Source organism: Flavobacterium cyclinae, assembly GCF_021172145.1.
Lineage (GTDB): Bacteria > Bacteroidota > Bacteroidia > Flavobacteriales > Flavobacteriaceae > Flavobacterium > Flavobacterium cyclinae.
On record NZ_CP089095.1, the window covers coordinates 1,655,853 to 1,669,365 of the forward strand.

General features: G+C 31.0%; 12 protein-coding genes. 11 read left to right on the plus strand and 1 reads right to left on the minus strand.

Annotated elements, in window-relative coordinates:
- Position 1: 1 nt before the first annotated feature.
- On the minus strand, positions 2-1,021 hold the full coding sequence (locus tag LOS86_RS07690) for a helix-turn-helix transcriptional regulator (protein ID WP_231841525.1): 1,020 nt from the start codon (positions 1,019-1,021) through the stop codon (positions 2-4).
- 472 nt (positions 1,022-1,493) lie between these two features.
- On the opposite strand from LOS86_RS07690, the gene LOS86_RS07695 reads away from it, so the two are divergent.
- The 11 genes from LOS86_RS07695 to LOS86_RS07745 all read left to right on the plus strand — a co-directional run bounded on the left by LOS86_RS07695 (position 1,494) and on the right by LOS86_RS07745 (position 12,817).
- Entirely contained in the window at positions 1,494-2,822 is a 1,329-nt protein-coding gene (locus LOS86_RS07695) for a reverse transcriptase family protein (RefSeq protein ID WP_231841526.1), read from the plus strand.
- A gap of 1 nt (position 2,823) precedes the next feature.
- The gene (locus LOS86_RS07700; RefSeq protein ID WP_231841527.1) at positions 2,824-3,618 is read left to right on the plus strand and encodes a hypothetical protein; all 795 of its coding nucleotides are present in this window, start codon (positions 2,824-2,826) and stop codon (positions 3,616-3,618) included.
- A complete protein-coding gene (locus LOS86_RS07705; protein ID WP_231841528.1) occupies positions 3,615-4,019 on the plus strand; it encodes a hypothetical protein in 405 nt (134 codons plus the stop codon). The genes LOS86_RS07700 and LOS86_RS07705 overlap by 4 nt, the downstream gene beginning before the upstream one ends.
- Positions 4,020-4,089: 70 nt before the next feature.
- Complete coding sequence (locus LOS86_RS07710) at positions 4,090-5,439, plus strand: ATP-dependent DNA helicase (protein ID WP_231841529.1); 1,350 nt, start codon at positions 4,090-4,092, stop codon at positions 5,437-5,439.
- A gap of 47 nt (positions 5,440-5,486) precedes the next feature.
- On the plus strand, positions 5,487-6,467 hold the full coding sequence (locus LOS86_RS07715; RefSeq protein ID WP_231841530.1) for a DnaB-like helicase C-terminal domain-containing protein: 981 nt from the start codon (positions 5,487-5,489) through the stop codon (positions 6,465-6,467).
- Positions 6,468-6,636: 169 nt separating this feature from the next.
- Complete coding sequence (locus LOS86_RS07720; RefSeq protein WP_231841531.1) at positions 6,637-7,716, plus strand: reverse transcriptase family protein; 1,080 nt, start codon at positions 6,637-6,639, stop codon at positions 7,714-7,716.
- Positions 7,717-7,786: 70 nt separating this feature from the next.
- Complete coding sequence (locus LOS86_RS07725; protein ID WP_231841532.1) at positions 7,787-8,128, plus strand: DUF3127 domain-containing protein; 342 nt, start codon at positions 7,787-7,789, stop codon at positions 8,126-8,128.
- A 365-nt stretch (positions 8,129-8,493) separates the two neighbouring features.
- Entirely contained in the window at positions 8,494-9,246 is a 753-nt protein-coding gene (locus LOS86_RS07730) for a hypothetical protein (protein WP_231841533.1), read from the plus strand.
- 346 nt (positions 9,247-9,592) lie between these two features.
- Positions 9,593-10,618: a serine hydrolase domain-containing protein gene (locus LOS86_RS07735; protein WP_231841534.1), complete on the plus strand. Its 1,026-nt coding sequence runs from the start codon at positions 9,593-9,595 to the stop codon at positions 10,616-10,618.
- Between the two features lie 191 nt (positions 10,619-10,809).
- Positions 10,810-11,262 carry a hypothetical protein gene (locus LOS86_RS07740; protein ID WP_231841535.1) on the plus strand — a complete coding sequence of 151 codons (453 nt, stop codon included), beginning with the start codon at positions 10,810-10,812 and terminating at the stop codon, positions 11,260-11,262.
- 145 nt (positions 11,263-11,407) lie between these two features.
- Positions 11,408-12,817: a rhomboid family intramembrane serine protease gene (locus tag LOS86_RS07745; protein WP_231841536.1), complete on the plus strand. Its 1,410-nt coding sequence runs from the start codon at positions 11,408-11,410 to the stop codon at positions 12,815-12,817.
- Positions 12,818-13,513 lie beyond the last annotated feature (696 nt).

Genomic DNA, 13,513 nt, shown 5'->3' on the forward strand with positions numbered 1-13,513 from the left:
TTTATTCTTTATAAATATTACTTCCATTCAAGAGTCTATTTTTTATATTTTTTTTTAAAAGTTCGGTTTCCATTACTTTTACACTATCTCCATAACTTAAAATCAAGCGTTCTAATTCATAATTTGGTATAACCTTGATTTTGACTTCTAATGTTTCTTCATTTAGCCATTTGTGTTTTTGAGTTTCGTGTATAGGTTTGTTTTCCATGTATTTACCTGTCAATTGATTGAAATGTAAAACAATTTCTTCTAATTTACCATCAATAGGTTTACTAACTCCTATCATATCACTAAAATAATCTTGCCAATCAATTGTTGTGTTTGGGATGAATTTTACATTACTTGTTTCAATAGACACGATACGATCAATGGCTACATTCCAATCGGGTTTCATGGTTTCTTCATGAAGTCCAAAAAGGAACCAACGGTTGTTGTATTGTTTTAAATAGTAGGGATGTAGTGTAAACGTATAAGGTTGTTCTGCTTTAAAATCTTTGTAAGTAATCTGAATTGGTTCTTGATTTTGAGTAGCATTGTATATTTGACTAAAATATTCCATACCTTTTAAATCTTGATTGGTATCAAAACCTATAAATGGTTGCTTGTTATTATCTACTTTTAAATCGTATTTTAATTTGGCAATGATTTCTTGTATTCCTTCAAATTGGGGCATGCCTTCAAATTGTGATAATACATGAATAGCCGATTGGAATTCACTTAACTCAATTTCATTTAATGGTGCGTTGTTAATGGAAAAGTTGAGGTCTTCATAACGGAAAATTCTTTTTTTACCATCAAATTCTTCTGCTAATTCAATGCTCCACCCTTCAGCACTTTTCATAAAGGCAATATCGTCTTGCATTTGTCGTAATTTGATGCAGTGGGATTCATCATCAAATAATTCCATCAACTTTTCATTTAAGGTTTCTAGTAATAGTTCTTTGGTGTATTTTTTATAAGGATTTCTAAAACAAGCATCTAAAATTTTATAGCGAATTAGAGGATTTTTTGTTACAGCCATTGCAGATTTTTTATATATTTACAAAACATTGAATAACCAAATATAAGAAATAAAATTGAATATGCAGTTAAAATGCATAGTATTGAAATACGTTTGCAGAGTCAAACAACAAGTTCTTTGAAAACCGTAGTAATAGTATTGAATTGTCTATCGAAAGATAGGCTTGCCTGCTGGAAAAAGTAGTTTTATTTTTTCAAATCGGTAGGTGGTTTTGGTTATATTTAGTTTCTAGGTATTGAAGTAGAGAAGTAAGACTTTACGAGCATTTTCAAAAAGATACCGCAATCAGCAACTTAATAGCCAAAACTGAATGTTAGTGGTGTTATTGTTGTGTTTAAGATCTTAGCGCAACACCCTTACTAATATATTAGATTTATTATTAATATATTATTTTAATAGTTATAAATTGATTATTTGAGTACATATAGAAAGAATAACAGCTACGGTTTTTTAAGACAACCATACAATTAATATGATACTAACTCCAGAATTTAAATTTCAAGTACAAACCGCATTTAAAGAAATGCAGTCAAAATCTGATTTTTTAGAGTTACTAAATATAGCCAAACAAATGATGTATGGTGATAAAACAGTTCCTTTTTCAGAAAAGCAATTGAATTATTTTATTACCAAAGATAGTCAAGTTATAAAATCAAGAGTGGATTTTAGAATTGATTTATCAAAGTTTGAACCTTTTATAGAAGAAAATGTAGTTATAGAAAAAAAGAACATCAACAGAAAAGATTGTTACGTACCTTTTATAATTAAAAAAAAATCTGGTCAAGATAGAACGATACATGCACCTGTAAAAGGATTAAAAGAGTTTCAAAAAGCATTAAATATTATTTTACAATGTTTACATGAACCGCATACTGCTGCTACAGGATTTGTAATAGGAAAATCAATTGTAGATAATGCTAAGAAACATATTGGACAAACGTATGTTTACAATATAGATTTAAAAGATTTTTTTCCAAGTGTAGATCGTTCACGTGTTTGGGGTAGGTTGCTAGTAGCACCCTTTAATCTTGGTACAACAGTTGAAAGAAAAAATATAGCCAATTTTATTGCTACTCTTTGTTGTACTCCTATGGAAGTGGAACGATTTAAAGAGGGTAATTGGATAAAAATTACAACTTCAGTTTTGCCACAAGGGGCACCTACTTCGCCCACTTTGACTAATATTATTTGTGAAAAGCTAGATAAGCGTTTAAATGGTGTTGCAAAGCGATTTGGTTTAAATTATTCGCGTTATGCAGATGATATTACGTTTAGTAGCAAGCATAATGCGTATGAAGTTAGCCCTACAAAAGTTGAAAAAATATTCGCTTCAGGAACTACCTTTGATTGTGAAGTTCGTAAAATAATTACCGAACAAAATTTTCATATTAAAGAAACTAAAGTTCGCTTACAAAAGAGAGGATATCGTCAGGAAGTGACGGGTTTAGTTGTTAATGATAAAATTAATGTAACCCGCCTTTATGTAAAGCAATTACGTCAATGGTTGTATTTGTGGGAACGTTATGGATATGACAAGTCTTATGCTATTTTTCTAAATATTTATTTAGCGGATAAAGGTCATGTAAAGTCAGAACAACCTAACATGGCTATGGTTATTGAGGGCAAATTATTATATTTGAAAATGGTGAAAGGGGCAGATGATGGAACTTATTTAAAACTAAAGAAGCGGTTTGATTTGTTACTTGGAACAACATCTAAAAACAATTCTGAAGCAGTTAATATTTTAGATTTGATATTTGATGTTGGACTTGATGAAGCAATGACGCATTATAAAAAATAGTATGGCTAAATATAGTAAAGAGAGTTTAGAAAAGTTGCTCCTTTTGATTGATGAAATATGCAGTCAGGAGGAGTATTTGTGGTTTAAGGAAAAATTACAACATAATTATTCTCAACTAATTAATATAGAAAATAAAAATTTTGATTCTATTAATAGAATTTATGAATATTGTATAAAAGATATTATTGATAAACAAGCTAATAAGTTTTATGATGATTTTATCTTAATAGACATAAAGAATGTTTTAGTTAGTGATTTTATTAGAATGGAACATTTTAGAAGAGATGATAATTTTGAGGATTTTTGTCTAGCGATGTTTCAACAAATAGAAAATATAGTAGTCTATTTATTTTCTTACTTTGAGTTAGATAAAAAAATAATATCAGGATATAATCAACGAGTAATTTCTATATATAGTAGAGAGGAGAAAAAACTAGTAAGATCTAATAGTGGATTACATTTAAGTAATTTTATATTTCAAAAATATAAATTAGAAATTCCTTTTGAATTAACAAATCAAGAATTTCATTTTAATAATAAAATTAGAGCTGTTTTATATTATTTTTTCTTCAAAGAAACTATAGAATTTAATTCTAATAAGTTCGAAGAAATTTATAATACAGCAAATAGTTTATATCAAATGCGTAATTTGAACCATAGAGGTGGAGTTAAAAGTGATTATCAACAAAAAATTATGGATGAAATTATTCCAAACCACAACAAGTATTATTTTAAATTTTTAGGTTTTTTAGAAGACTTTGTTAGTACAATTAATAGAAATATAAAAGCATCATGAAAAATTATTCATTTAGTGAAATATCAATAGAATGGCACAAATATCTTATGGATAATGTTATTCATGAAAGTTATTATATTGAGTTTACTAAAGCAAAATTTCCATATATCATTAATCTAAAAAATATAATTGAATCAGGAATAAATATTTCTACAAAATGGGGGATTATTACATTGGAATTTAAAACATATTCACAGAAACAAGAGTTTTCAAGTTTTATAAAATTAAATTATAATGAAGACAAATTCCCATGCAGAATTTATTTTGAGAGTTCAAATAAAACAATAAGTTTTTATAATTCAAAAGATAAAACTTTTATTAATCAAAGTGATGAGCTGGATTATTTTATAAAAATCTTGAACAATGTTTTAATTGATATATATAATTTTAAAAAATCTTAATCTAATACGCACTTCATCTGCATACATGATTCTTTCCTTTGTATCGTTGAACAAATAAAACCAACATACTATGGAAACAGCTATTACCATTTTAGATCATTTACAGTTTGATTGTCCTACTGCGCAACAAAGAGTAGCTTTATTGGCTATGAGTGATTTTGTGAGTGATACAAACAAAGATGATTTCTATATTTTGTGTGGTGCGGCTGGAACAGGGAAGACCTCTATCACAACAGCTTTAATTGGTTATTTGAACGCTAAAGCGATTCATTATAAAATTGCAGCTCCAACAGGTAGAGCAGCACGAATTTTAGGGCGTAAATCTAAAACAGTAAATAGTACTATTCATTCGTTAATTTATAACGTACAAACAAACTCTGAAACGGGTGAAATTAAGTTTGTTTTAAAAGAAAATACAATAAAAGACAGAACAATTTTTATCATTGATGAAGCTTCTATGATAGCTTCAAATCAACAAAGTGAGGAGGGTAGTTTGTTTAAATCTGATAATTCATTATTAAAGGATTTGATTGATTTTGTTAAGAATGGAAACCCTCTGAATAAAATTATTTTTTTAGGAGACAAAAATCAATTACCTCCAGTTAATGAAACAGAATCTAAAGCCTTATCCAATGAATATTTACAGGCTAAATTTAATATTCAAGGGAAGTCTTATTTATTAACTGAGGTAAAAAGACAAGAAGATGGAAGTTTTATTTTAAAGAATGCTACAAATATTAGATTAGGAATAGAATCAAATGCTGAAAAAGTTACCTTGTTAGGTGTTGAAAAGAAAACAATTTCGCAAGCATCTACAGACTATGTTAATGAATATTTGTCTAATGGTTCCGATAGTATTATTTCAATTGGTGCTACTCATAAAATGAATAAAATGTTTAATGGTGTTGTTCGTGAAAAAATTTATGGATCGAGTGCAAAAGTAATTGAAGTAAATGATTTGTTACTTATTACAACTACATGGAAAAGAAATGATTATCAGCTTTATAGTGGTGATCATGTTATAGTTAGTGAAGTAAATCTTAATGCAATAGAAATGGTTGCGGGATTGCATTTTATACCTGTTAAGTTAGTTTCAAAAACACTTAAAGGTGCAGAAGAAATTATTGAAGATTATATTTTATTAGAAAGTATAATCCATCCAGAAGGATTACAGCTTGAACAAGAAAATCGTTTACGTCATGAGCGATTTTCAAAAAACAAAGTGTACAGAGAATCTCTTAATCCATCTGATGATAGATACGTAGGAGCTATAAGAGCAAGTTATGGTCATTCAATTACTTGTAACAAGGCACAAGGTGGTGAATGGGATAAGGTATTAATAAATTCTTTTTACATGCCTACTTTAAAGTATCAATATACAGCAGTAACAAGAGCAAAGTCAAATTTAGTCTTGTATTAAAATGAATTTTAATTTCTATATTTAGAAAGTCAAACAAATAAAAAAATATGATGAATCCAATACAATCCACCTCAATAAAAGAATTATCAAATGAAATCATTGAAAATATAACCAATGAACGCCCCAATAAAAATGTAATTCCAACAGGATTCAAGTATTTTGATCAAGAGTTTGGAGGATTATCCTTAGGTGAGTTGGTGGTTATTGGAGGTAGACCCGCTATGGGAAAAAGTTTATTTGTTGTGAATTTGGTTTCTAATATTTGTAACCAAGAATCGATATTGTTTTTATCTTTTGATTTAACACCTTCGGTTCTAAGTGCTCGCTTGTTGTCTGATAGAACAGGTGTTTCAGTGACCAAAATTATTCATAATCAATTAATCGATTCCGATAAAGAGTTACTTAAAGATGCTGCCAAAACATTAGAGAAAAGCAAATTGTTTATCAGTGATGTTGGGGAAGCTAATGTAAATGAAACTATTCAAATTATTAAAGATCATGTTGCTGCTTACCAAACTAAAATAGTTGTAATTGATTATTTGCAATTATTAGGAATAGGAAAGTACAATACAGGACGAGAAGCAGAAATTGGTCATATTTGTAGGTTGTTAAAAATGTGTGCTAAAGAATTGAATATCTGTATATTACTTTTAAGCCAGTTAAGTCGTGCAGTTGAAGTGAGAGGTAGTAGTAAGAGACCTCAATTGTCTGATTTACGCGATAGTGGTTCTATTGAACAAATAGCGGATAAAGTTTGGTTGTTGTATCGACCAGAATATTATATGATTGACGAATTAGATGATGTAGATAGAACTCCTACAGATTCATTAATGATGTTGTTTGTTGCAAAGAATAAAAATGGTAAAATAGGAACGAGTTATTTCAAGCGTGACTTACACTTTACTAGATTTACTTCTTTAAATAATTATTTTAAAAGTTTTGACATACATCCTCAACGTCTTTCAGAATTAGAAAATCCTTTTAATTTTAAAGATTTTGATACTAGTAGCGACGAAACACCTTTCTAAAACTAAGCCGTTGGAATAAATTTATGAAGTCAAACCTAAATATTAAAATGACTTAGAGGTTGTGTTCCGCAATCCATTCAATACTATTGTTAGGTACTAAAGATTACTAGTGAACAAAGTTCACTAGTATATTTCAAAGATAATAACCAACGGCTTTTATTCATTTAATATGACTTTAATAAATAAAATTCATACCAGATTAGCGGAGTATAATAGTTATTATTATGGTCCTTTTGAAGCTATTGAATTTAGATTTGAACAAACATTTTTTGTATCAAAATTACTTTCCCTTATTGAAATTTCTGATTTATGCTTGTTATTAAAAACCAGACTTTTTGATATTGAGCACGTAATTAACCAACCACAATATGAAACTTTTCAAATCCCAAAGAAAAGAGGAGGTAGTAGACTTATACAAACTCCAGAATCTCAATTAATGTTTATACAATCGAGATTAAATTTTTATTTACAAAATTATTATCATTTAATTCGTCCTGAATGTGTTCATGGGTTTGTAATAAATCCTAATAAAAACGAGAAAAAATGTAATATCGTTGAAAATGCAAAAATCCACGTTCAACAAAAATATGTTCTAAATCTTGACTTGAAGGATTTTTTTCCTTCAATACAAGCTTATCGTGTAAAAGAATTATTTTTATCTGATTATTTTAGATATACAGAACATATTGCTACTGCACTAACTTTGTTGGTTACATATGATGGAAAACTTCCAATTGGGGCACCAACTTCACCAGTAATTTCTAATTTTATATGCTTAGAATTGGATGAAGCATTATCTGTTTATTGTAAGAAAAATGAGATACGTTATTCTCGTTATGCCGATGATTTAACTTTTTCATCTAATCATTTTATTTCAAAAACAATTATAACGGATTTAGAGTATATAATTAATTCTTTCCAATTCAAATTGAATCCCAAAAAAACACGAATAAAAACTAAAAACAGAAAGCAAACTGTTACAGGGCTTGTAGTGAATGAAAAAGTAAATGTAGATCGTAAAATAATTAAAATGGTTCGGGCTATGTTGCATGATACATTACAAAATGGTATTTCAAAAGCGGCAAAAAAACATTTTAAAAGTATAAATGAAATAAGAAATACTAGTGAAGCTTATTTTTTGAATCGTTTAGAAGGATACATAAATTTTATTGCTCAAGTTCGCGGTAATGATGATTCTATAGTGATAAAATTTAGATATTATTATAAAATGATATTCCAACTAGCATAAAGTCTTGGCAAATAAAATATGCTCTTATTAGCATATTTGTTAATTAAATTTTAAATCAAATAAAATTCTTATGAATATAAAAGCTAAATTAATTCAATTACTCCCTTTACAAACTGGAATGGGAAAAAATGGTCAGTGGCGAAAACAAGATATTATTGTGGAAACTGATGGTCAGTATCCTAAAAAAATATGTATAAGTATATGGGGAGATAAAATCAATGAAAAGCAATTAAAAATAGGCAATCTATTAGAAATTGATTTTGATTTGGAAAGTAGAGAATTTAATGGTAAATGGTATACCGATATTAGAGCGTGGAAAATTGTTTCTGAAGATGATAAAATAACATTTACCATAAATGAAGATTTGCCTTCTGATGAAGAACCAAAAGATAACGATGATTTACCGTTTTAAAAACTATAATAATTTATGGATAATATAATTACAACAAAATGTAGAACTTGTGGTTTTACTAATGAATTCGGTTTAGGTGGTGGTAGATAAAACTTACTGCCCAGTACCAGCTATCAACAAAGAAACGTTGGAATTCGAAAACATAAACCATACGAGCACAAAAACTCAGACAAATATCTTTTCTATTCAAATGATGAATTAAAAGGAATAAATACTAATGATAAAACATTTAGTAATTTCAATTTATACTTCAATGAAGAAAGAAATTACTGTCCGAGCTTTAAAAATAAAACCTTGGCTTTTAGAATTACTATGTATTTAGATTAAATCATTAAATTGCATTTATAGAGGAAATTAACAAATAAATGAAAGTTATCAAAACGAATAAAAAAGCTAAAAATCAGTCCATTATAGTATATAAGTTACACCAACTCGATTGGTTGGAATATATTTCTATTGGCCTATGTTTGTGGTTTGTGTTTTATCCTAGACCTTATGACTATTTGTTACTAGCGTTGTTGTTACTTCCTTTTGTGGGAATGTTTTTGAATGGTTTAAACAAGCCCAGTATTGCTTCGTTGGTAGAAATTGATCGTGATTCAAAAGACGAGTATGATGTAGCGGATTTTATTGATTTACCTGCTTGGGCTATTGTAGTTCGTACTTTGTTAGATTATGAAACGGATTCTTTTGTAGCGGTTATTATCGCAGGTACTATTGCTTTTGTGGGAATTTGTTTATTTTTGTTGGTTACGCATCAGCAAATTTCGGATTCGAATAAAGACAAGTGGTGGATTTATGGTTCGATAGTTTTTAGTTTTTTTATTTATAGTTATAGTGCTGTTGTGGCTGTGAATTGTACGTTTGATTATTCGGAACCTAAGGAATATCATACCGAGGTGATTGATAAGCGTATCAGTAGAAGTAGTAAAGGTAGAAGAACGTTTTATGTTAAAGTAAAACCTTGGGGACACCATTATGACGCGGAGAATATCTCTGTTTCTCCCCAAGAATATAAGCAGTATCAGATTAATGATAAGGTGGCGGTAGAGTACAAGGAGGGGTTGTTGGGGATTCCTTGGTATTATTTGGATGGAGAAGTAAAAAGTAAAAAGTAAAAAGTGAAAAGGGAAAAGTAAAAAGTGAAAAGGGTATGCTTCACTGCGTAAAGCGGAAGCCTACGATGTAGGAGATTCCTAATCTGCGGAATGACAGCTTTGACTGCGTAAAGCGATTGCTTACTGTGTAGGAGATGCTGAAACGACCCCGAAGCGTCGGGACAGCATGACAAGGAGGATATGAGTTCAGCATGACAAGGGATAGAGAATGTTGAATGATGAATGTTTTGACAGTTTGATGAATGCTCTCTGACAATGAGTGATGTATATCGGTTCTGAAGAGTTGGCACAAGCAAACACCAAATTTTAAAAATTATAAAATAATATAGCAACAGCAAGCACAACAATGAAATACCTAGTTTTTTTACTACTTTTTCTTACATCTACACTTGTAACGTTTGGACAGCAAAATACTATTGAAAAACAAATTGATAGTTTAATTTTGTCTACAACTACAAAGCCTTTTAACGGTGTAATTCTTATTTCACAAAAAGGGCAAACCAACTATTTTAAAACATTTGGCTATTCGGACATTGTTAAAAAAGAGCCTTTACAACCCAATGATCAATTTGTAATAGGTTCAATTAGCAAACAATTTACAGCAATTTTAGTGCTTCGAGAATTTGATAAAGGGAATGTTGACTTATTTACACCCATTCGTAACTACTTACCTGAATTGACGCAAAGTTGGGCAGATACGGTTACTGTGCATCATTTGTTGACGCATATGCATGGTATTACTCAATTAGACAAACCAACAAGTTTTCCAGTTGGGACACAATATTCCTATTCACAAATTGGTTATGATTTATTAGCTAAAATTATTGAAAGTACTTCTGGTAAATCATTTGCAATGCTTTCAAAAAACTTATTTGAGGAATGTGGAATGAAAAACACGTTCCATCCTGACGTTAAAGCATATACTAATTTGGTTAAAGGGTATACAGAAAATGAAAATGGTATCATTGAATTTGAAACCGAAACATTTCAAAACTATGTTGCTGCTGGTTCTTTCTTATCTACAGCCGAAGATTTAGCTATTTGGAACGAAAAATTTTATAGTGGAAAATTGTTAAAAAGGAGTACACTGAAAATGGTAAAGACCAAACAAAAGGGAGCTGTTCGTAATCACCCAATATTTGGAGTTACGGAATATGGATACGGAATAACGGTTGATACCAAAGATAATGTTTTGCAACTTGGACAGACCGGTTTTGCTCCTGGTTTTGTTTCGATGAACTTTTATTTTCCAAAAACGAAGACAAGTGTAATTGTGCTTGAAAATGTTGCTTATGAAACTGATGATTTGAAGAAAACGTTTTATTTTCATACTGCAATTTTAGATATTATAAGAAATAAGATTATAAACTAACGTTGAATGATGAATGGGTTATGGATAGAATGGGGAAGGTGGGCTTTACTGCGTAAAGCAAAAGCCTACGATGTAGGAGTTTCCTATTTTGGCGGAATGACAGCTTTGACTGCGTAAAGCGTGTGCCTAGGGTTAGGAGATTCCTAGCGGGCTCGGAATGACAAGTAATAATTAATTTTAATTTTATATTTATGAGAAAACTAATTTTAGTAGCATTTTTAATCAGCTGTTTACCATTGGTGGCACAAGATTTTACCACATTAGATTTGAATTCGTTTAAAAAAGCGGAAGATTATGTAAAGGCAGAGCCTAAAGTACTGGAGTGTGCTACCTTTTTATTGAGTACACCACATGAGGAAAACAATTTGAATCGTTTGTCGGCAACGCAATACATTTTAAAGTGGATGGAAGGAACGGATTATACGTTTTCGATAGACGCTAATGCGGTAGAATTAACGGAAGGCAATACTGATTTATTTGGCTTATACATGACCAGTATGACAAAAGTAGTATTGGAACATAAAGATATTGAATTAACGACAGATGAAGTTCATAATAAAGTAGTGGAGTTGTTAATTGCTTATTGTAAGAATGAGAAAAACAACATGAAACCCACTAAGAAATTGAAAAAGTTGATGAAGTAATTAAGTGGTTTTCATGAAGTATTTTTCGGTTCGCTTATCCATTCTTATTTTACCTTATATTTTGATTTCCTCGCTTTTTATAGTGGGGTACACTTTTTTGAATTGGTTCTTCTGTATTTATACAAAATGGGTGGCTATCAACAAAATGTACATCGATTATATATTTCCGATGCTCATTTCTATTTTATTGGTGTACTTTATTATTCGCCCGCGTTTGCATATTCTACAGTTGGCTCCTGGAAAAGACACTTTTGGAATACAACTTATTATTGCCTTATCAATGTGTATTCCAACAATAGTTGCCCAAAACTATATTGATAAAGCTACAGGAACCCTTACGAAAGTGCATCGTATAACGGAGATTTCCAAGTTACCCGAATCAAAATATTATGATGTAAATGTATTTTATTTAGATACGACTCATTTGGGAATTTATAAAACCTCCAGTGTTTCAGGGAAGTATGGGCAGGATTTAAATTTTGAATTGTACCTTGCTATTCCTATGTTTAATACCGCTAGGGATACGAATGGATTTGCTTGTACCTATTGGATAGGGGAGAATTATACCAAACGAATAAATAATAATTTGTCGCCCAATGAAAAAGCTAGACTAGCCAACGTATTTATACAAGAATCAGAGCGTTTATTTAGGGTCACCAATTTTTCCAATTTTTCTTATCTAGAGAAGTATCGTAAATCGGATGAGTTAGTGAGTTTTGAAGCTGCAATCAACAGAGGTTTTTATGCGGATTCTAAAGATGTTGTTGTTTTTAAAAGAAAACACGGCACGTTTGAATCGCGATTAGGTAGTACTTTTGAGTGGATCTTTTATAGTTGGGGTATTGGTACTCTTGTAATTTCTTTGATTTTTCTATTTGTTAAATTAAATCCAACACGAATTAAATTGTATAAAAATGGAACTTTAAAAACCAAATCTGATTTGGAGGATTTTCTTGTTTTATTAGTGCCCAAAAAAGGCTTTTTTACAACTCCTGTATTGATTCATTTGAATGTGTTGATTTTCCTTTTGTTGTTTTTCTTTGGCTTTGGGTTTATGCATGTTAAGGGTGGCGATTTGTTGCGTTTTGGTGCTAATTTTAAGCCCTTGGTTTCAGAAGGTCAAATTTGGCGTTTGTTGAGTAGTATTTTTCTTCACGGAGGTTTTCTTCATTTACTAATGAATATGATGGCGTTGTTTTTTGCGGGGCTCTTTTTGGAATCTTTGTTAGGAAAGTGGCGTTTATTATTGCTGTATATTGTTACCGGAATTGTGGCTAGTGTAGCTAGTTGTATGTGGTATGATGCTACGATAAGTGTGGGAGCTTCGGGTGCTATTTTTGGATTGTATGGTTATTTTATTGCAGCTATTATTTATCAATCGTTTCCGTATAAGATTGATTCGGGCTTTTTGTATAGTTTGTTAGCTTATATTGGGATAAATTTGGTTATGGGGCTTATTGGTAGCGGCAGAATTGATAATGCAGCGCATATTGGGGGATTAGTGAGTGGTTTTTGTTATGGTGTTTTGTTTCCAATTAGGAAGGGTGATGGGTGATGGGTGTTAGGTGATGGGTGATGGGTGATGGGTGATGGGTGATGGGTGATGGGTGATGGATGATAGGTGATGGGTGATGGATGATGAGTGATGGGTGATGTTGTCGGATTTTTTTTTAACACATAGACACATAGATTTTACACCGAGCTGCACGGAGTTTCTTTTTATTTGGATTGTGTTGAGAGAGTTGCACAGAGCGTTTCACTTGTTTTAGTTTCCTAACCACACAGTTTGTCATGCTGTTAAGCATCTCTTGGATAAGTGATTGATGATGGGTGATGGGTGATGGGTGATGGGTGATGGGTGATGGATGATGGGTGATGGATGATGGGTGATGGGTGATGGATGATGGGTGATGGATGATGGGTGATGGATGATGGGTGATGGATGATGGGTGATGGATGATGGGTGATGGATGATGGGTGATGGGTTGGTTTTTACTGCGTAAAGCTTTGTGTTCTTTGTGCTTTCTTAGTGTGCCTTGTGGTTAGGATTTTACACCGAGTTTCACGGAGTTTCTTTTTATTTGGATTGTGTTGAGAGAGTTGCACAGAGCGTTTCACTTGTTTTAGTTTCCTAACCACACAGTTTGTCATGCTGTTAAGCATCTCTTGTATAAGTGATGGGTGATGGGTGATGTTGTCGGATTTTTTTTTTAACACATAGACACATAGATTTTACACCGAGCTTCACGGA